Source organism: Zhongshania aquatica, assembly GCF_027257955.1.
Taxonomy (GTDB): Bacteria; Pseudomonadota; Gammaproteobacteria; order Pseudomonadales; family Spongiibacteraceae; genus Spongiibacter; species Spongiibacter aquatica.
In genome coordinates, this window is the sequence record NZ_JANZNQ010000025.1 from 16,240 (window position 1) to 35,684 (window position 19,445).

Below are 19,445 nucleotides of genomic sequence, written 5' to 3' on the forward strand. Positions count from 1 at the left end.
GATTCACTCCTGACCTTTATGGAACAAAAAACCATGCATACCTGGACCGCGTCCTTGGGACTTGTCCTGCAACAACTCATCGATTCGCTGATGTAAATTCTCGACTTTGCGCCCCGCTTTTTTACGCTGCATAAACTTAGGCATACGATGCCCAGGCAGTAATCCGGAAGCGCCCAAACCATCGATAACAACCAAACGGCGAATATGCGTCGCACCAAGTTCGTCGTAATCGCGTTGAACCACAAGATTGTGAAGAATTAGATCTCGAGACGGTACGCAGTATGCCAACCAATGCTGGGCTAATTCTTCTACTGCTTTTTGACAATCACCACTGTACCCGTACTCCCATAAATACTGTTTAAGCGACAATGAAATTGCGCCATCACTGTCGCGGATCAGCTCTGAACATAACCCCTTACCCATATCCGTTTCAAAAAAACCATAACAACGACTGATATGCGCAAAAACTCCGTCTTCGTAATACTTAACCAGCGCGGACATCACATTAAATTCATCTAAATTGTCATCGAAGCTAGACAGGGGTTTTAAATTTTTTGGAAAGCCCTTACTACGCCGACGCTCCTCAACACTAAAATCTGGCCGCCGCACTTTTATACACCGAGCTGAATCGCTAGGGTCTACATAGCACCAACGATTTCCTCCCGCTGCAAATGGGTCTAAGTCTTTAAGCTCGATCATTTGGCGGTGCCATTGGGATGAATATTGCGCGCCCAAACATAATCATGACTGAAGGGTAACTGCATAGCTGCCTCAACGATGTATCGTGAGTAAAGCGTTGAATTAAGCTCTTGCTGGAAAAAGTTACGCGCACGTGCAGCCCAATCACGCCGCTTATCGTCGTCATGATGAAATTCGCGAATTTTAGTAATCAAATCTTGTTCGTCATCAAAATAAACTAAGGTTTCAGCTGGAACATAATCCTGAAAATCGCCACTACTATGCGCAAACTGAAGTATACCGTTTCCGCCAAGCTGGGACATTCGGTCCGAGGTATACCACTGATCGCCCTCTTGGCGATTTAAATTCAGCGCCATTTTCGTCTTCGACAAGGCCTGATCATAGTCACGCCCCCAAACCGGTTCCTCGCCAAAACTACCGTAGGTTTTAAAATTCATCTCTCCATCAACGGCGTCTTTAACCGCCTTTACCATTTCTAATCGCTTGGTGAACTTGGTTGCATTGCTACAGAACAGTAAATCAATATCTAAGTCAGTTTGTTGCGAGTTATCCAACACCTCCACTGAGGGCTCCACTGGATTCGGTATGTAATACAAGCGCGCCCCCAGGCCAGCAAAGCGCTGCATATCACGCAGACCGGTGGTCACAAATACCGCATCCACTACACCAGCAAAAGCAGCAATTCGCTCGCTATTACTCGGCACAAACAAGGGGTCGCAGTTACAATGAATAATTACACTGTTTGGCAAACGCTGCCTAACCCGCTTTAAACTTTCAATACTGATAATATCAGTATGGCCAATAATAATTAGATCCGGGTCAACACCTTCTACCGCCTCTAAAAACCGCTTATTCGCCGCCTTTTTACCCAGCTCACGAATACCCAGTGGCGCCTCAAACGCAGCAACATCCCGATCACTAAAACTACGCACATAATGATTATTGCGAATCAAGCCGTATTTTAGTTTTTCCGCCCAACTAATGCGGCTAACGCCGTAAGTGCGCAAGCGGTCGTAGTCAACATGTAGCACTTTCATTATTTATTCTCGCCGCCTGTGAACAACAAATTTAACACGTCATCTATATTCAACATGATATGCACTGCATCATGGATTTGCTAATAAGCGCTGATAAACCGCCAAGGTACTCGCCAGCTGACTACTTAAATAATAGTTTTCCGGGAGTTTAATCTCTGCGTCGGCATCAATTAAGTCATCTACCCGAGCCGCAAAACTCACCACATCATCGGGCGCAACCAAACCCTGCGGAAACCCAGCATTAAGCGACTCGCTAGCCCCGCCGCGATCGTAAGCGACTACAGGTGTGCCGCTCGCCAGAGACTCTGGCACCGTGCGGCCAAAAGGCTCTTCCTTATTGGACATATGACAGGTGACAGAAGCTAGCCCATAGAATTGAGCAATGTCGCTACGATGACCAACAAAGGTCACCGCGTCATCAAGCCCGAGTGCCGACCGCATACCTAGCAATTCATCAAAGTAATGTTGCTTACCAGGTTCAGCATCACCCACGACCACACCATGGCAATCTTGACGGAGTCGTACCAAACGCGACATCATTTGTAAAAACGCCTCCTGCCCCTTCCAACGGGTTAAACGCCCAGGCATTAAAATGATGTGCTTATCTTGCAGTTGCGGATATTGCTGGAATAACTCTTTTTTCCACTCAGAAGTGCACGCATCATGATTAAACGCAGCGGGATCCAAACCACGGGGAATAAGAGTGATACGACGTTCATCCGCCTTATAATTAGTAATAATGTATTTTTTTACGCAGTCGGATATCGCAATGAGGTGTTCGGCACGCGCCATCACTGCACTGTAAAAATTAACCGAGTACATGCCATGAAATGTGCTAACTAAACGCGGCCTAGTTACGGGATTCATCCGCCGCCACGCCAACCAAACTATCCAGGCAGGCGCTCGTGAACGCACATGTACCACATCCGCATTTAACGACTCGAGCAATTTGCGCATGGGACGAACTTGCAATAATGACCATAGCGACTTGCGATGTACGGGAAAAGTAATGTGCTCACTTCCGTCTGAAACAAGCCCTTCCACCATACGACCACCAAAGGAAATGACAACTGAAGTGTGGCCACCAAGCACCAACTCCCTCGCCAACTCAACAGTGCCGCGCTCAACACCGCCAGAGTTCAAGGCAGGCAAGACCTGCACTATTTTAAGCGGCCGCGTTATATTGACGTTTATGCTCTCAGCACTGGGCATATCGTTTCCAAATCTAAATTATTAAAGACAAGCACTATCAAGCTGCAACCACCAATCGGCGACTCTATCGGCCTCCCACAAGGGCCGCACAGCAGACGGTAATTTTTTACTTAAATCCGCATGTGCATACGCCGTGGCAAGACCACTAGTCGCTAGCTGAGCCATGCTCCTTGTCACACGAGACTCTCGCAATGGCGCTAGATCAATCAAGCCCGTCGGTGCACCTGAACTCACGCTTTCGTATACCATAGAAACACTATCGCAACTTACCCAAACCTGCCCGACTTGAGACAAAATTTTAGGCAGCCATCCAGATCCGGTTTCTGAATACGGCAAAACTTTAATATTTACCAAGGCTAATTCTGATAACGCGTCGAGGAGGCCAACAGGCGTTCTCGGCGAATCTGACACCAACCATTCAATACCGGTCTGGGCACCAGCAATGCGTTTTAGCTGCGCGAGAACGGCGGCGTTGTCCCAAGAAAAATGCTTATTGATTCCACCCAATAAAATCAAACCCTGATGATCGTTACGTCCTTCATATTTAGGAACAATATGATTGATAACACCAAAGGTACCAAGCACTGAATCTCGCTCAGGTGGCGAGTCATGAAAGGGCATACATATCGCATCAAATAAACCCAAAGGCAGCGATGGCCGCATTAATAAAAACGCTTTAGCTCCCGTCACCCACTTACACCACAACATGGGCAGATGCGTTTTGCTGCCCGCTGCCAGTATCCAATCTGGCCTATGCTGCGTCTTAAATTGAGACATCAAATGCCCGCAACCTTTAAAACTAAAATTCTGTTTTGTAAGATCAAGCCAATGGAGTTCTACATCAGACTTGTCCTGCAGACGATCCAACAAACCCCGCAACTGATTAAGGTGCCCCAAGCGACCATCGGTGATCACCCAAATGCGGCGCAAGCTCATTCGTAAAACCCTGCCTCACCAACGGGCCGAGTCTTGAAGCGACGGTGCACCCACATATACTGCTCGGGCACCATAAGAATATTTTCTTCAAGAATTGCATTAATCGCCCGCGCATCTGCAACAGGATCCCCACTGGGGAAATTATCCATGGGTATAATTTCAACACGGTAACGGCGACCACTATCCAGACGTTGCTGATTGGCATACACCACCCTCGCGCGACCACCTTTTGCCAAGGTACTGGTGCCAATGGTCGTCGCAGCAGGGATACCAAAAAACGGCACAAACTCCGCGGACTTTCGGCCGTAATCCTGGTCGGGCAAATAATATAAGCGCCGCCCCTCGCGAAGCCGTTTCAAGGCCCGCTTGATATCTCGCCGATGAATCGGCTCGCCATAACGACCGCGCGACCTGCTCAAAATATATTCAAACACCGGGTTCTTGTGCTTGCGGTAAAACGAATCCGATGGGTACTGTCCGCCAACTAAGGTGCCGCAAACATCCAAGCTAGTGAAATGGGTAGCAATGATAATAATCCCGCTTCCACCTTCCGGCACTTCGAGATGTTCTTTACCAATCAACTCAAACTCAACACCAAGTTTTTCTGGTGCAATAAACCACACCCGCAGCGTTTCCATTAGCCCCACGCCCTGATTACGCATGGTCTTCTTTACCAGCAAGGTAAACTCGGCACTCGACAACTCGGGGAAGCAAAGCCGCAAATTTGTTTCACAAATATGACGCCGTCTTTTTGCAAGACAGTAAAATACATTACCTATTCCCGCACCCAAGGCATAACTTAGCCGTCGCGGCAAATGGGCGAGCGACCAAAGTAAACCAATCCCACACCACGTAAGCCAGTGACGCGGATAAAGCAGCTGTCTCTCAATTGTCATCTGATTGCATTACACTATTGCTACATTTCAATACTGGCACTGCGAATAAAATTACGCAGATAAAGTGCCGCATTGTACACTGTTTGCCGCACGAGGTTAGCACGGCGCCGGTTAAACCGACGCCGTAATGCACCACCTAAGATTGGCAGCATAAACCAAGCAGCGCGGAGATTTACAAACTTATCATGATGAACAAACCTGGCCGCACTGGCCCTGCACGCATTTTGGATGCGTCGAAATATTCCCTTAAAGGTTTGCGCGCCGCATGGAAGCATGAGGAAGCCTTCCGACAAGAGAGCATGCTCGCACTAATTATGCTCCCCGGCGCATTATGGCTGGGCACAAATGCCACCCAACGATCAATATTAATTACCACCGTCATCATCGTCGTCATCGTTGAGCTCATTAACTCGGCGATTGAAGCCGTCGTAGATCGGATTAGCACCGACCACCACCCCTTGTCAGGCCAAGCCAAAGACATTGGCTCGGCCGCGGTTATGCTAAGCCTGCTGCTTTGTATCAGCTGCTGGGGAATGATTGCTGCGGAGCGATTTTTATAAAATGGCGATTAACGAATAATTAGCACGATAGGCTGGCTACGGGCTTGACAATAGTTCGTCAAACGTGAATAATTCCCGGCCTAAATTTTCAGCACTAGGTTTCAAGGAGTTATAAGGGTGGCGAATTCTCCACAAGCTAAAAAACGCGCACGTCAGGCGGAAAAAAGTCGTACGCATAACGCCAGCCTGCGCTCAATGGTACGTACATACCTAAAGAAAGTATTGGCTGCAATTGCTTCAGGCGACCAAGAAGCGGCTAAAACTGCGTATGTATCTGCAGTTTCTGTTATCGACCGCATGGCCGACAAAGGCATTCTTCACAAGAACAAAGCTGCTCGACATAAGAGCCGACTGAACAGCAAAATCAAAGCAATGAGCGCTGCCGCTTAATTTATAGTTTTGATTTTGCAGTATAAAAAAACCCGCTTCTTAGCGGGTTTTTTTATTGTCCAGTATTTGTGAATCGGCACTCAGCCACTTACCACTAAATTATCTCGATGAATAAGCTCTGGCTCACCAACAAAACCCAAGGTTTCAGCAATCTTACTGCTAGACATACCCTGCAAACGCCGGGCGTCATCCGCACAATAGTTAACCAAGCCCCGCGCAACCTCATTCCCTTGGCCGTCAACACACTTCACTAGATCACCACGAGAAAACTGCCCGGTAACCGCCACTACCCCCACGGGTAGTAAACTGCGCCCCTGTTGACGCAGTACACGCGCCGCACCATCATCAAGCTCTACAGTGCCTCGCAATTGCAATTGCCCTGCCAACCATTTTTTACGAGCGGTAATTGGCGGTTCCTTCGAAAGCAGCAGCGTACCTAAATCTTCTGCCTCAAAAATCCGATCCAAGACCCGGTCTTCACGCCCTCCAACAATGATCGTATTCGCACCGGAGCGCGACGCCAAACGTGCCGCGCGTAATTTGGTCAACATACCGCCGCGACCAAGAGAGCCAGCCGCACCACCAACCATGATATCGAGGCCGCGATCTTCGACCGAGGCCTCCGAAATTAACTTAGCATTAGGATTAGAGCGGGGATCCTCTTCAAACAAACCGCGCTGGTCAGTCAAAATCACCAGCGTGTCGGCGTCGATCAAATTGGCAACCAGCGCTGCCAGCGTGTCGTTATCACCAAAGCGAATCTCATCGGTAACCACTGTGTCGTTTTCATTAACCACCGGCACAACACCCAACTCAAGCAGAGTTAACAGCGTACTACGCGCATTCAAATAGCGATCACGCGCAGAAATATCGTCGTGACCCAGCAATATTTGCGCAGTTTGCAAACCATGAGTCCGAAACCTTGTTTCGTATGCATGCACCAGCCCCATCTGCCCGACAGCGGCGGCAGCCTGTAACTTATGCAGGTTATCGGGACGCTCGCGCCAGCCAAGACGAGTCATGCCCTCGGCGACGGCACCCGAGGACACCAGCACCACTTCGCGACCAGACGCGCGAAGCGACGCCAACTGGGATACCCACGCATCCAAGCCTTCGGCATAAAGCCCACGCCCATCGTTCGTTAACAGCGCAGAACCAATTTTCACCACCACACGCTTACTGGCTTTTAGCCCCCGCCTACTCTCAGACAAGATCACTTCACCTCAAGGCCGATAGACCACTTCCACATCGTGGTCGTCATCTTCATCATCGTCGTAATCATCCGTATCGCCCGCCGCGCGTCGCTCAGAACGCCGCTGATCTGCCAGCGCCTGTATACGCTCACGAGCCTCAGACTGCATTGCATCCTGTATATCGCGCTCGCGCTCAGCAGCCTCACTATCGGTAGCTAGCAACTCGGACTGCTCCTCAACAAACTGCAATACATCCCGGCATAGTTCTTTGGTATTTTCACCCGTTAATGCCGACACCCGATACACTGGACCAGTCCAAGCAAGCGCATCCACTACCTCTTGGCAACGCGCCTCACGCTCATCTTGTGGCAACATATCAAGCTTATTCAATACCAACCAGCGCTCACGCCCAGCCAGCGTCGGACTAAACCGCGACAGCTCCTTAGCAATTATCGCAACAGACTCTTGCGGCGTTATACCATCGTAGGGCGCCATATCAACCATATGCAACAATAAGCGGGTGCGCGTTAAATGCTTCAGGAAACGAATTCCAAGCCCCGCGCCGTCTGACGCACCCTCGACCAAACCGGGAATATCAGCCAGCACAAAACTGCGATACTGCTGCACACGAACCACGCCCAAATTGGGGACCAGCGTCGTAAATGGATAATCTGCTACCTTTGGCTTGGCAGCAGAGACGGCGCGAATAAAAGTGGACTTGCCTGCATTAGGCATACCCAATAACCCCACATCCGCCAGCACCTTTAACTCTAAGCGCAGGTTTCGAACCTCCCCGTCACTTCCGCGCGTAAACTGCCGAGGCGAGCGGTTAGTACTAGACTTAAAGCGAGTATTACCCAGACCGTGAAACCCACCCTGGACAACCTTGAGCGTATCGCCAGCAGCAACCAAATCGCCCAATACCTCCAGGGTATCTTCGTCGACAACCGTGGTACCCACCGGCACATCTAAAATTAAATCTTCAGCGCTTCTGCCGCGGCAGTTGGCACCCCGACCAGGCTCACCTACTCGCGCGTTATAAGCTTTAACAAAGCGGAAATCGACCAGAGTGTTCATCGATGCGTCAGCGCGCAGAATAACGCTACCGCCATCCCCACCATCACCACCGTCGGGACCACCCCAGGGTATAAATTTTTCGCGACGGAAGCTCATGCAGCCATTGCCACCACGACCCGCTTCGACCCTGATTACCGCCTCATCAACAAACTTCATGACTATGCCAACCTAAAAAGGAGTGTGCTTAAAACCTATCTACAGAAACAAAAAAGCCCCGTCAACAGACGAGGCTTTAAACGTCGAGAAGAGGGCTTAGGCCGCAACAATACTAATGTATTTGCGACTCTTTGGACCTTTCACTTCAAACTTCACCACACCGTCTGCTTTTGCAAACAAAGTATGGTCGGTGCCACAACCGACGTTTTCACCTGCGTGAAAGCGTGTGCCGCGCTGACGAACAATAATGCTGCCCGCGCTAACAGTTTGACCACCAAAACGTTTTACGCCAAGACGCTTACTCTGCGAGTCGCGTCCGTTACGAGTACTACCACCAGCTTTCTTGTGAGCCATGAGTCTCTCCTAATTCCTTAAGCACTGATACCAGTGATTTTCACTTCGGTGAACCACTGACGGTGACCAGCTTGCTTCATGCTGTGCTTCCGACGGCGAAACTTAACAATCTTCACCTTGGCATGACGACCTTGCGAAATAACTTCCGCAGTCACTTTGCCACCATCGACATAAGGTGCGCCAATTTTTAGCTCTTCACCGGCCTTAACCATCAACACTTTGTCAAAGGTTACGCTTTCGCCAGTGGCAACTTCAATTTTTTCTAGCTTGAGGGTCTCACCCTCAATCACACGGTGCTGCTTACCACCACTTTCAATAACTGCGTACATGGGCATAATCTCCAAGAGCCTGCTTGCAATAATTTGTTTCGGCCGAGCGTTTTATGCTTGCGCATTCCACGCCGGGACAAGTCCAGGCACCGTCACCACCACTTAACCATTAAGGGGTCGCACGGTTTTGCTTTCAGGGGCGCGAATTGTACGCAGTTTTGTAAAAATAAACAACACTCTAAAAAACGCTTAGCGCAGAAACCTTGACAGCTCGCAGCTGCGCTCATACGATGCCAACCGACTCCGCCAGACGTATCTCGTAACCATGCAACAGATCCGCCAGATCGTTGACAGCGAATTTGCCGCGGTCAACGAGTTTATCATCGCACAACTGCACTCCAATGTGCCCCTCGTAGAAAACATCGGCCACTACATCGTCGATGCTGGGGGCAAGCGGCTGCGCCCCCTGCTTACCCTTCTTTGCGCCGGTGCTATTGGCAAGATTGAACAGCAGCACGTTAAGCTGGCTGCGGTAATCGAATTTATACATACCGCCACACTACTTCACGACGATGTTGTCGATATTTCGGCACTACGCCGCGGTAGGCCAACAGCCAATGCAAATTGGGGAAATGCGCCCAGCGTTCTGGTTGGCGACTTCCTTTACTCACGCGCCTTTCAAATTCTAGTCGAAATCAGCAGCCTACCACTGATGGGGCTTCTGTCTGGCACCACTAACACCGTAGCCGAAGGCGAAGTGTTGCAACTGAGCCGCGCCGGCAATGCTGATACTAGTGAAACGACCTACTTCGACGTTATTCGCTGCAAAACAGCCGTGCTATTCGGCGCAGCCTGCGAAGGCGCAGCGATAATCAGCAATGCCGATCAGCACCAAACAGCCCTCTACGACTATGGCCTCAATCTCGGCATTGCATTCCAGCTCATCGACGACATTCTTGACTACGAAGGCGACCCAGACGAAACCGGCAAAAATGTCGGCGACGACCTTGCCGAAGGCAAGCCAACACTCCCCCTCATTTACGTTTTACAACACGGCAATGAACAACAACAACAATTGGTACGTGACGCCATCAGCAATAAAACCGCCGAGCATCTCAATGCCATCGTTGACGCCGTCACCACCACCGGCGCACTTGCTTATTGCAGAAGTGCAGCAGAACGCTATACCAATCTGGCACTAGCCGCGCTAACACCATTCGAGCCATCTCCTTACCGAGACGCACTCGAAAAACTCACCACAATAGCCTTATCGCGCCGCAGTTAAGCGCGCTAGCGGATTACATTCCACCCCCGAAGCCGATACAATTTAGGTTATGTACGCCGGTACGGATAGACCGGCAACCTATAAACGGACATTGATAAGGACACGCTGTGGGTATTACAACAAATCACGGAGCTAAATCGACCTACGACAGCAGCACCAGATCCTCACTTTCGGCTCTAGCCAAACACAGCATCAACACCCCGCTAAATCAACGCTTTCAGGATGACCCTGACCGCGCCATGCGTTACAGCAGCGACATTGGCCCATTATTTGTCGATTATTCCAAACACCATATCGATAAAAACATTCTAACAACACTCTGCAAACTTGCCCGCGACCGAGGTATACCAGAGCAATTTGAAGCATTTAGAGCTGGCGCTCACCTCAACAATACAGAAGACCGCGCAACAAATTACCCAAGCCTGCGTCGCTGGGCGGCTGAAGGTCAAAGCGGCGATGACGCCATCGACTCCATGTATGCCGATATGGCCAAACTAGTGGCCGCCGTTCGCAACGGCGAAATGACAGGGGCTACCGGTAAACCATTTACTGATATCGTTAACATTGGCATCGGCGGCTCAGACTTTGGTCCGCGCCTAGTGTGTGATGCGCTGGCAAATCAAGGCACTTCGTCATTAAAAACCCACTTTGCCGCCAATATTGACCCTAGCGTTATCACTGAAATTTTGACGACAATACCCGCAGAAACCACCTTATTCATAGTCGCCTCAAAATCCTTCGGCACCCAAGAAACCCGCAGCAATGCCACTGCAGCACGCGGGTGGTTGCGCGACAAGCTCAACAAAGACAATGTTGACCCGCATTTTGTTGCCGTTACCTCAAAGCCAGAGTCCGCTGAAGCCTTCGGCATTAGAAAAGATCTCATTCTATGCGTACCCGAGTGGGTGGGTGGTCGCTTCTCGGTGTGGTCAGCATTCGGCCTAGCAATTGCACTGAGCTCAGGCATGGACAACTTTAAAGCCCTCCTAACAGGTGCATACCAAATAGATCAACATGTTGAGCACGCTCCGCCAGAACAAAATATTCCGATGATTCTCGGCCTACTCGATGTTTGGTATCGAAATGCATGGGGCATTAGCTCACAAGCTGTACTGCCATATGAGCATCACCTAAAGCTTCTACCCATCTATCTCCAACAATTATTTATGGAGAGCGCAGGCAAGTCGGTCAGCTGCAACGGCGAAGTATTGCAGCACGGTACAGGCGGTGTAATTTGGGGAACCGAGGGCACCAACGGCCAACATTCATTCCATCAGCTACTCCATCAAGGCAGCGACACCATTCCCTGCGATTTTATTGCCAGCTTGCAATCTTACAACCCGATCGGCGAACAACATCAAAATCTTGTCGCCAACTGCTTCAGTCAAAGCCTAGTTTTAATGCAGGGCCAAAGTGCTACAGACATCGAACAGACCCTAATCAAGGGTGGCATGGCACACGATGAGGCCAAGCAGCTAGCTCAACACAAGGCAATGTTGGGTAATCGGCCAAGCACCACCATTTTAATGGAAGCGCTAAACGCCAACGCGCTTGGCGCCCTGATTGCGCTATATGAATACCGCCTATTTACCGCGAGCTTTGTATGGGGAATTAACCCCTTTGATCAATGGGGGGTGGAGCTTGGCAAGCAAATAAGTCAAACCTTGATGGGCGCATTATCTGGCGACAACACCAACCCACTGGATAGCTCTACCGCGCAACTGGTAGACCGTTATAAAAATGCCAGAAAAAGTAAAGAATAAATAGTATGTACCAAAAAAAAGCGCCTTTCGGCGCTTTTTTATTTCAACAATAAAACTTAGAGCATCGCTAAAAGTTCAGCCGTTTTCGCTTCCATTAGCGCAAAATCGCCGTCACTTTCTACGTTCAATCGCACTACCGGCTCGGTATTCGACATCCGCACATTAAAGCGCCAACCGTCAAAACTCATACTCAAACCATCAGTAAAATCGATGCTTGCAGCCTGCGGTTTGTAGGTCGCCTCTATCTTAGCAATGACAGCCTTTGCGTCTTCAACCTCGCGGTTAATCTCGCCACTACACGGGAATAAAGCAACACGCTCCTCAACCAGCGACGACAAACTCGCTGATTTAACCGACATCAATTGAGTCACCAGCAGCCAAGGAATCATACCGCTGTCGCAATATGCAAAATCGCGGAAATAGTGATGCGCGCTCATTTCTCCGCCATATACCGCGTTCTCAATTCGCATACGCTCCTTAATAAAGGCATGCCCGGTTTTACACTGCACGGCCTCACCACCCGCCGCCTCAACAATCGCAATGGTATTCCAAGTCAAACGCGGATCGTGGACAATTTTAGCGCCTGGGTTTTTCAGCAAAAAGGCCTCAGCCAATAACCCGACAACATAATAGCCTTCGATAAAATCGCCGGTTTCATCAAAGAAGAAACAACGGTCGAAATCACCATCCCAAGCCACACCCAAATCGGCGCCATGAGCCTTAATTGCATCAATGCTTGGCTGACGATTCTCAATCAGCAAAGGATTTGGCACCCCATTAGGAAAATTACCATCCGCCTCGTGATGAACACGAATAAACTCAAACGGTAGGTGTTTTTCAAGCAAGTCGACAACCCGACCCGCACCGCCGTTACCCGCATTCACCACAATTTTTAAGGGTTTAAGCGAAGACACATCAACATAGCTTAGCAAATGCTCAACATAGGCTGCCGACGTATCTAAGGCCTGCAAGCTGCCACGCTCAGCTGGCGCAGCAAATTCATTCTGCTCGGCCAATTTTTTAATATCAAATAGACCGGTATCACCGCTGATCGGCTTAGACTCTTCGCGAACAAACTTCATGCCGTTATAGTCTTTAGGATTATGACTCGCCGTTACCGCAATGCCGCCATCCATACCGGCATGGGAGGTTGCAAAGTAAATCTCTTCAGTGCCACATAAACCAATATCATAGACATCGACGCCAGCATCGAGCAGCCCGTTGGTAAGCGCCGCTTTAATTGCCTCGCTACTCAGACGAATATCATGCCCCACCACGACTTTCTTCGGCTGAATTACTTCCGCAAATGCACGACCTATTCGATAGGCGATATCTTCGTTTAATTGGTCAGGTATACGACCACGAACATCATAGGCCTTAAAACACGTTATTTCGCTAGAACTCACGCTGAACCCTCGGCATAAATATTTTCATAAACGTAATTCGTTGCCTCAATAAATCCAGGCACGCTACCGCAGTCAAAGCGCTTACCACGGAACTTATAGGCCAGCACACAACCGTTTTGGGCCTGAGTCATCAAGGCGTCGGTAAGCTGCACTTCACCATTTTTACCTGGCGGCGTATCACGCAAAATATCGAAAATATCTGGGGTGAGAATATAGCGTCCAATAACCGCCATATTGGTAGGCGCATCTTCTGGTTTTGGTTTTTCAACCATAGTACTGACGCGATACAAGCCGTCGCCCATTTCTTCGCCAGCAATAACACCGTATTTCTCAATATCTTCCATCGGTACTTCTTGAATAGCGACAATGCTGCAGCGAAACTGATTATAGAGCTTAACCATCTGAGCCATCACGCCTTCGTCGTCATGGTTAAGGCACAAATCATCGGACAAAATTACGCCAAACGCCTCATCACCAATCAAGCATTCGCCGGTTAAAATCGCATGCCCCAAACCCTTCATTTGACGCTGGCGCGTCATCATGAACGTACCCTTATTAAGTACGTTGCGAATGCAGTCTAAATAGCGCTCCTTACTAGTTCCTGCAATCTGATTCTCTAACTCATAGCTAATATCAAAATGATCCGCTATTGCTCGCTTGCCGCGGCCGGTGACCAGGGCAATCTCTTTTAAACCGGCGTCAATCGCCTCTTCAACACCGTACTGCACCAAAGGTTTATTCACTATGGGCAACATTTCTTTCGGCATGGATTTGGTAGCAGGTAAAAAGCGGGTACCGTAGCCCGCAACAGGGAAAAGACATTTTCTAATCATAATATTTCCTTTAGTACATTCCGGGCTCAGTGCCGGCTCCATTCAAACTGGTCACCATTTTCCATGTAGCGACATTACTTAGCAAGACGCGTTCTTTTACTCACATATTGTTACAAGGGTGTTACAGCAATGATCGCGCCAATGTTGACATTTTTATGTGCCATCGAAATCCTTCGTGCTAAGATGTCCGCAACATTTTCAAGCTGATAATTCTGTCTCATGTCTTTAATTCATCAAAATAGCTTTACCAAACAAGAACTCATCGACTGCGGGAACGGCAAGCTTTTCGGCCCCGGCAACCCCAAGCTCCCCGTTGACAATATGTTAATGGTAGATCGTATCACACATATTAGTACCGAAGGCGGCACGTACGGCAAGGGCGTCCTCGTTGCTGAGCTGGATATCAATCCCGACTTATGGTTCTTCAACTGCCACTTCATCGGCGATCCCGTTATGCCTGGCTGCTTAGGCCTTGACGCCATGTGGCAGTTAGTCGGCTTCTATTTAGGCTGGCGCGGCAACAGCGGCAAAGGCCGTGCTTTGGGCGCCGGAGAAGTCAAATTTACCGGTCAAGTATTGCCAGAAGCAAAACTTGTCACCTACACCCTCAACTACAAGCGCCTCATTGAACGCAAGCTAGTACTCGGCATTGCCGACGGCGAAGTAGCCGTAGACGGTAAAGTGATCTACACCGCAAAAGACCTACGTGTCGGCTTGTTCAAAGACGACGCTAGCTTCGAGTAATCAGAGCTACACATCCATTTACTAAATTCATCACAATATATAAGACGAGGTATTCGATGAAACGTGTTGTCGTAACCGGCATGGGGATTGTTTCCAGTATCGGCAATAATCTAGCCGAAGTTTTAAGTTCACTCCAGGAAGGCAAATCGGGTATCGCATTTAATGAGACCTATAAAGAAATGGGGTTTCGCAGCCAGGTTTCAGGCTCCATTAAGAATCTTGATCTCAAAGCACTCATCGACCGCAAACAATTTCGCTTTATGGGTGACGCAGCGGCCTATGCCTACTTGTCTATGCAGGAAGCTATCGCAGACTCTGGGCTTGAAGAGCACCAAGTCAGCAACATCCGCACGGGTATTATTGCGGGCTCAGGCGGCGCTTCATCAGCTAATTTAATCGACTCAGCAGACACGCTACGTGAAAAAGGCGTAAAGCGTATTGGGCCCTATCGTGTTACCCAAACCATGGGCAGCACCGTATCCGCCTGCCTAGCAACGCCTTTCAAAATTAAAGGTGTGAACTACTCGATTTCATCTGCCTGCGCGACCAGCGCGCACTGTATTGGCAATGCCGCCGAGCTCATTCAGCTCGGCAAGCAAGACATCGTATTTGCCGGCGGTGGCGAGGAAGAGCACTGGTCATTAAGCTGCTTATTTGACGCCATGGGCGCCTTATCAACCAAATACAATGACACCCCTGAAAAAGCATCACGCCCCTACGATGCGAACCGCGACGGCTTCGTTATTGCCGGCGGCGCAGGTATGATCGTTCTTGAAGAGCTGGAGCACGCAAAAGCCCGCGGTGCGAAAATATACGGCGAACTTGTTGGCTACGGCGCCACATCAGACGGCTACGACATGGTAGCACCAAGTGGCGAAGGTGCAGCGCGCTGCATGCTTCTTGCACTGCAAGACGTTGATACTGATGTTGACTATATAAACTCACACGGCACTTCAACCCCAGCGGGCGATATGCAGGAGTTAAAAGCGGTAAAACAAGCCTATGAAGGGAAAACGATTCCAGCTATAGGTTCTACAAAGTCCTTGGCGGGTCATTCTCTGGGGGCTACAGGCGTTCAGGAAGCGATCTTCTCATTACTAATGATGAAGCATAATTTCATTGCTGCGTCGGCAAATATCGACACGCTAGATGATGAAGCTGCAGGTGTGCCGATCGTGATGAAGAAACAAGAAAACGTCACACTGAATACGATTATGTCTAATAGCTTCGGCTTTGGCGGCACCAACGCTAGCTTAGTATTTAAGCGCTACACCGCTTAAATACTGCGCGTTTGCGGTGAAATATTTCACCGCAAACGCAATCAATTCCTAGTTTAAATCCCGCAAAAATATTACCTCAAGCAGATCACCTGACCGCAAGGTCGCGCCAACGGGAATCACTGCCAAGGCATTGCACCAAGACACTGACGTTAAAGCGCCAGAGCTCTGCTGCGGATGAATATCAACCTGTAAACCTGTCGCACCCGGCGTCACTCGCGCCCGCAGATACTCCTGACGACTTCCGGCTTTCGGCCAATCAAAATTGGCGCTGGCCGGCCATTTAGGAGGTGACTTTTCAGACACGCCCAGCATGGCCAAAATATAGGGCCGAACTAACAGACAAAAAGTGACAAACCCCGACACAGGATTACCCGGTAGTCCAAAAAATGGCACATCGCCCAAGCGACCGTATGCCAAGGGTTTACCTGGCTTTATGGCAAGTTTCCACAACTGAAGCTCGCCCAAAGCTTCAACCTGCGCCTTAACATGATCTTCTTCTCCGACTGACACACCGCCGCTAGAAATTACCAGATCAGCACTGTCGCGGGCATTGACCAAAGCCAATCTGGTCGCGTCTGGGTCATCCGCGACAATCCCCAGATCGATCACATCGCAACCCAATGAGCGAATCATTGAAGCTAACATTGGTCTATTGGAATTATAAATCTGGCCCGGCGCTAAAACCTCACCGGGCTCACGCAGCTCATCGCCGGTAGACATGAGCGCTACTTTAATCGAAGCAGAAACACTGACTTGCGACACCCCCAAAGAGGCTAGCAAGCCCAAATCCGCAGATGTCAGTCTATGTCCAGCCGTCAGCAATAACTGCCCGGCAGCAATATCCTGTCCACATGGGCGAATGTGCTGCCCCCGCTCTGGCGCAATATTAACTATAACGACACCGTCGCCCTGCTCGCAGTCTTCCTGAGCAATAACAGTGTCAGCGCCGTCAGGAATAAACGCACCGGTAAAAATTCGCGCAGCCGTTCCTGGCTCTAAAGACTGACCGACCACGCCAGCGGGAATACGCTGGCTCACCAACATCGGCTCACCCGCACGCAGATCACTCTCTCGCAATGCATAGCCATCCATTGCGCTGTTATCTGCAGGGGGGACATTGCTTTGAGCAAAAATATCTTCTGCCAATACCGCGCCCAAGGACTGTGCCAAACCTCGAACTTCGGTGCCCCGTTTTTGGGCGCACGCCAAAAGATAGTGCAGCGTGTCCTCAACCGAACGCAGGGCCATTATTAGATTCCTGTATCTTGACGGGTTTTTAACACCCCAACAAAATTACAGGGTCTATGCCGGCTATCAAGTTGCTCGCTAATAACGCCGTGCCACGCGGTTTTGCACGCGCCAGTGGAACCCGGCACACAAAAGATCACTGTATTATTCGCCAAACCTGCGAGAGCGCGAGACTGGATAGTCGAAGAGCCTATTTCCGTTAACGAGATGGCGCGGAACACTTCACCGAATCCGTCTATCTCCTTATCAAATAACACCGATACAGCTTCTGGTGTTGAATCGCGCCCGGAGAATCCTGTTCCACCGGTCACCAATATCGCCTGCACATCGCTACGATAAATCCACTCAGACATGACGGCGCGGATTTGATAAACGTCATCCTTCACAATTTGTTTTGCGGCGAGCTTATGACCGGCGGCTAGCAGTGCGTCAATCAAAAATTTTCCTGAGCTATCGTTACTCTCGTCTCGCGTATCAGAGACCGTCATCACCGCGATGCCCAGCGCCACAAATAAAGTATCACTACTCATTTACTTCCCCCCTCACACACCGCCCTTACCATACGAGGCAGATAGGCTCGCCAAGGCAATTGCTTGATACCAAAATCCTGTAAAATTTGATTGCACGATAATGCCGGTACACTCGGCTGCCAAGTAACACCCGCTTCATCAGCCGCAATATCCGCTACCGGCGTAACAAACTGCGAGGCGAAAGCACAAACAACCTCAGCAAATTCATAGGCGCTTGCAGAGCCACTGCTACAATAATGATAAGCACCCCGGCAAGGCGCACCACAACTCAATTGATCAACAATACCTGAAATAACCCGCGCAAAATCGGATACTGGCGTCGGGCACGACATCAATGCGTCATTCAAGGCCAACACCTTGCCCTCTCGCATCGTCGCTAAACAATCACCTAGGAAATTGCCCTCTCGCGAAGCAATAAGTGGACCTGTGCGCAACACAACTCCCTGCCCCGCATCGGCCATCACCAGACGCTCATATTCTGCCAGCTGCTTTCCCTCAAGGCTCGCAGGCTCAATATCGTCGTGCTCTGCACAATCGCCCGTATGCGCCAAGCAACCATCGAAGACTCTGCCGTCACTTAAGAATAAATAGGGTACATCGTGCGCAAGGCAGGTTTGAAGTAAACTTCTTCGACGCACTAACATCTGCGCGTGAACATCATCCGCAAATCCGTTGTGGCATTGCAGATAAGCCAAGGCATCACCATCGATCACAATGGCGTCGCGCAGAATTTTTACATCCATCGTCTGGACATCGTCCATCGACATCACGACCAGAGGCCGCTCCCGCTGGGTTAGCTGACTGCCAATCGCATCATTTAAGGGGCTAGGCCGAGAAACTAGAACTACATTCACAGAAAAATTCACTGGTTAATAAGACGCATCGCGCCAAAAATTACAAACGTCATACACCAAACCATATCGCGCAATCACATTACTCAATGCACCAACTGGCTGCAAGGCACGCCCATCTGTATGACATTAACACAAATAAAAAAACGCCCTACAATTTATAGGGCGTTTCACTACACATGTACACGTCGGTATTCCCTAGAACGGAAGTAACCAACTAAAACCTTTTCATCTAACTGAGTGAGTGAGTGAAAAGCCTTAAAAAATAGTACTAAATAAGCTCCACATTAGACATGAACAGATTTATTGTAACGTTATTCGTAACGTATTGTAATCAATTGCGCAAAACGAGCACTCCAAACGTTACAAGGAAGGGGCGCTCGCCGCGCCCTCTTGTCGAGCCAAAAGACGCTCGCCAATTCACCCTGGCAAGTACTTTGAGACCGGCGATGCATAAAAACCACCTTCGGCCGGTATTGGTAAAAAGCGGACGCTCAAAACACCGACCTAGATGGATGTCTGTAGGTTTTTATACAACATCAACGCCCGCATTTGCGGCTGGTTTGGAGCGCTGCGAAAAACCAGTCCGGCAACATGCGCTTGTGTACGCCCAGCATGGGCATGAACTAATGAGGTGAAAGTCCTCTGTAGGAAGGTCACCATCCTTAGCGATTTATGATCGTTATTAGATGTTAACTACTAGCGAATGGCAAGGGCTTGACCGCG

Annotated in this window: 20 protein-coding genes; 6 read left to right on the plus strand and 14 right to left on the minus strand. The window is 49.6% G+C overall.

Annotated elements, in window-relative coordinates:
• Positions 1-3: 3 nt before the first annotated feature.
• From O9X78_RS17540 to lpxL, 5 genes are all read right to left on the minus strand, one after another.
• Entirely contained in the window at positions 4-699 is a 696-nt protein-coding gene (locus O9X78_RS17540) for a YrbL family protein (RefSeq protein WP_269621009.1), read from the minus strand.
• Positions 696-1,736 (minus strand): glycosyltransferase family protein, encoded by a 1,041-nt coding sequence (locus O9X78_RS17545; protein ID WP_269621010.1) that lies wholly within the window; start codon positions 1,734-1,736, stop codon positions 696-698. Before O9X78_RS17545 ends, O9X78_RS17540 begins: the two co-directional genes overlap by 4 nt.
• Positions 1,737-1,805: 69 nt before the next feature.
• Complete coding sequence (locus O9X78_RS17550; protein ID WP_269621011.1) at positions 1,806-2,948, minus strand: glycosyltransferase family 4 protein; 1,143 nt, start codon at positions 2,946-2,948, stop codon at positions 1,806-1,808.
• Positions 2,949-2,969: 21 nt separating this feature from the next.
• Entirely contained in the window at positions 2,970-3,884 is a 915-nt protein-coding gene (locus O9X78_RS17555; protein WP_269621012.1) for a mitochondrial fission ELM1 family protein, read from the minus strand.
• On the minus strand, positions 3,881-4,780 hold the full coding sequence (lpxL, locus tag O9X78_RS17560) for an LpxL/LpxP family Kdo(2)-lipid IV(A) lauroyl/palmitoleoyl acyltransferase (protein WP_269621013.1): 900 nt from the start codon (positions 4,778-4,780) through the stop codon (positions 3,881-3,883). Before lpxL ends, O9X78_RS17555 begins: the two co-directional genes overlap by 4 nt.
• Positions 4,781-4,965: 185 nt before the next feature.
• Between lpxL and O9X78_RS17565 the strand changes: the two genes are divergently transcribed.
• Positions 4,966-5,340, plus strand: coding sequence for a diacylglycerol kinase (locus O9X78_RS17565; protein WP_435056066.1), 375 nt, complete (start codon positions 4,966-4,968; stop codon positions 5,338-5,340).
• A 117-nt stretch (positions 5,341-5,457) separates the two neighbouring features.
• On the plus strand, positions 5,458-5,730 hold the full coding sequence (gene rpsT / locus O9X78_RS17570) for a 30S ribosomal protein S20 (RefSeq protein ID WP_159240972.1): 273 nt from the start codon (positions 5,458-5,460) through the stop codon (positions 5,728-5,730).
• An 80-nt stretch (positions 5,731-5,810) separates the two neighbouring features.
• On the opposite strand, the gene proB is transcribed toward rpsT, so the two are convergent.
• From proB to rplU, 4 genes are all read right to left on the minus strand, one after another.
• Positions 5,811-6,941 (minus strand): glutamate 5-kinase, encoded by a 1,131-nt coding sequence (proB, locus tag O9X78_RS17575; RefSeq protein WP_269621014.1) that lies wholly within the window; start codon positions 6,939-6,941, stop codon positions 5,811-5,813.
• A 12-nt stretch (positions 6,942-6,953) separates the two neighbouring features.
• Positions 6,954-8,156 (minus strand): Obg family GTPase CgtA, encoded by a 1,203-nt coding sequence (gene cgtA / locus O9X78_RS17580; protein WP_269621015.1) that lies wholly within the window; start codon positions 8,154-8,156, stop codon positions 6,954-6,956.
• 96 nt (positions 8,157-8,252) lie between these two features.
• On the minus strand, positions 8,253-8,510 hold the full coding sequence (gene rpmA, locus O9X78_RS17585) for a 50S ribosomal protein L27 (protein WP_103684220.1): 258 nt from the start codon (positions 8,508-8,510) through the stop codon (positions 8,253-8,255).
• A gap of 17 nt (positions 8,511-8,527) precedes the next feature.
• Positions 8,528-8,839 (minus strand): 50S ribosomal protein L21, encoded by a 312-nt coding sequence (rplU, locus tag O9X78_RS17590; protein ID WP_269621016.1) that lies wholly within the window; start codon positions 8,837-8,839, stop codon positions 8,528-8,530.
• A gap of 265 nt (positions 8,840-9,104) precedes the next feature.
• Between rplU and O9X78_RS17595 the strand changes: the two genes are divergently transcribed.
• Positions 9,105-10,064 carry a polyprenyl synthetase family protein gene (locus tag O9X78_RS17595; RefSeq protein ID WP_269621017.1) on the plus strand — a complete coding sequence of 320 codons (960 nt, stop codon included), beginning with the start codon at positions 9,105-9,107 and terminating at the stop codon, positions 10,062-10,064.
• A gap of 107 nt (positions 10,065-10,171) precedes the next feature.
• The gene (gene pgi, locus O9X78_RS17600; RefSeq protein WP_269621018.1) at positions 10,172-11,827 is read left to right on the plus strand and encodes a glucose-6-phosphate isomerase; all 1,656 of its coding nucleotides are present in this window, start codon (positions 10,172-10,174) and stop codon (positions 11,825-11,827) included.
• A gap of 56 nt (positions 11,828-11,883) precedes the next feature.
• On the opposite strand, the gene O9X78_RS17605 is transcribed toward pgi, so the two are convergent.
• Both O9X78_RS17605 and galU read right to left on the minus strand, forming a co-directional pair.
• Complete coding sequence (locus tag O9X78_RS17605) at positions 11,884-13,233, minus strand: phosphohexomutase domain-containing protein (protein WP_269621019.1); 1,350 nt, start codon at positions 13,231-13,233, stop codon at positions 11,884-11,886.
• Complete coding sequence (gene galU / locus O9X78_RS17610; protein ID WP_269621020.1) at positions 13,230-14,066, minus strand: UTP--glucose-1-phosphate uridylyltransferase GalU; 837 nt, start codon at positions 14,064-14,066, stop codon at positions 13,230-13,232. Before galU ends, O9X78_RS17605 begins: the two co-directional genes overlap by 4 nt.
• Positions 14,067-14,285: 219 nt before the next feature.
• On the opposite strand from galU, the gene fabA reads away from it, so the two are divergent.
• A complete protein-coding gene (fabA, locus tag O9X78_RS17615) occupies positions 14,286-14,810 on the plus strand; it encodes a 3-hydroxyacyl-[acyl-carrier-protein] dehydratase FabA (protein ID WP_269621021.1) in 525 nt (174 codons plus the stop codon).
• 56 nt (positions 14,811-14,866) lie between these two features.
• Entirely contained in the window at positions 14,867-16,090 is a 1,224-nt protein-coding gene (gene fabB, locus O9X78_RS17620) for a beta-ketoacyl-ACP synthase I (RefSeq protein WP_269621022.1), read from the plus strand.
• A 48-nt stretch (positions 16,091-16,138) separates the two neighbouring features.
• On the opposite strand, the gene O9X78_RS17625 is transcribed toward fabB, so the two are convergent.
• The 3 genes from O9X78_RS17625 to O9X78_RS17635 are packed head-to-tail and all read right to left on the minus strand — an operon-like array spanning position 16,139 to position 18,722.
• Entirely contained in the window at positions 16,139-17,338 is a 1,200-nt protein-coding gene (locus O9X78_RS17625) for a molybdopterin molybdotransferase MoeA (RefSeq protein ID WP_269621023.1), read from the minus strand.
• 2 nt (positions 17,339-17,340) lie between these two features.
• Positions 17,341-17,868: a molybdenum cofactor biosynthesis protein B gene (gene moaB, locus O9X78_RS17630; RefSeq protein ID WP_269621024.1), complete on the minus strand. Its 528-nt coding sequence runs from the start codon at positions 17,866-17,868 to the stop codon at positions 17,341-17,343.
• Positions 17,865-18,722: a sugar nucleotide-binding protein gene (locus tag O9X78_RS17635; RefSeq protein WP_269621025.1), complete on the minus strand. Its 858-nt coding sequence runs from the start codon at positions 18,720-18,722 to the stop codon at positions 17,865-17,867. Before O9X78_RS17635 ends, moaB begins: the two co-directional genes overlap by 4 nt.
• Between the last annotated feature and the right edge of the window lie 723 nt (positions 18,723-19,445).

What these genes read in the sequence shown, in the direction of transcription:
- lpxL (WP_269621013.1), bottom strand. Translation starts at nt 4,780, where the DNA reads ATGACAATTGAGAGACAGCTGCTTTATCCGCGTCACTGGCTTACGTGG.
- O9X78_RS17625 (WP_269621023.1), bottom strand. Translation starts at nt 17,338, where the DNA reads ATGGCCCTGCGTTCGGTTGAGGACACGCTGCACTATCTTTTGGCGTGC.
- moaB (WP_269621024.1), bottom strand. Translation starts at nt 17,868, where the DNA reads ATGAGTAGTGATACTTTATTTGTGGCGCTGGGCATCGCGGTGATGACG.
- O9X78_RS17545 (WP_269621010.1), bottom strand. Translation starts at nt 1,736, where the DNA reads ATGAAAGTGCTACATGTTGACTACGACCGCTTGCGCACTTACGGCGTT.
- galU (WP_269621020.1), bottom strand. Translation starts at nt 14,066, where the DNA reads ATGATTAGAAAATGTCTTTTCCCTGTTGCGGGCTACGGTACCCGCTTT.
- fabB (WP_269621022.1), top strand. Translation starts at nt 14,867, where the DNA reads ATGAAACGTGTTGTCGTAACCGGCATGGGGATTGTTTCCAGTATCGGC.
- O9X78_RS17555 (WP_269621012.1), bottom strand. Translation starts at nt 3,884, where the DNA reads ATGAGCTTGCGCCGCATTTGGGTGATCACCGATGGTCGCTTGGGGCAC.
- O9X78_RS17565 (WP_435056066.1), top strand. Translation starts at nt 4,966, where the DNA reads ATGATGAACAAACCTGGCCGCACTGGCCCTGCACGCATTTTGGATGCG.
- O9X78_RS17540 (WP_269621009.1), bottom strand. Translation starts at nt 699, where the DNA reads ATGATCGAGCTTAAAGACTTAGACCCATTTGCAGCGGGAGGAAATCGT.
- O9X78_RS17550 (WP_269621011.1), bottom strand. Translation starts at nt 2,948, where the DNA reads ATGCCCAGTGCTGAGAGCATAAACGTCAATATAACGCGGCCGCTTAAA.
- cgtA (WP_269621015.1), bottom strand. Translation starts at nt 8,156, where the DNA reads ATGAAGTTTGTTGATGAGGCGGTAATCAGGGTCGAAGCGGGTCGTGGT.
- fabA (WP_269621021.1), top strand. Translation starts at nt 14,286, where the DNA reads ATGTCTTTAATTCATCAAAATAGCTTTACCAAACAAGAACTCATCGAC.
- rplU (WP_269621016.1), bottom strand. Translation starts at nt 8,839, where the DNA reads ATGTACGCAGTTATTGAAAGTGGTGGTAAGCAGCACCGTGTGATTGAG.
- rpmA (WP_103684220.1), bottom strand. Translation starts at nt 8,510, where the DNA reads ATGGCTCACAAGAAAGCTGGTGGTAGTACTCGTAACGGACGCGACTCG.
- O9X78_RS17595 (WP_269621017.1), top strand. Translation starts at nt 9,105, where the DNA reads ATGCAACAGATCCGCCAGATCGTTGACAGCGAATTTGCCGCGGTCAAC.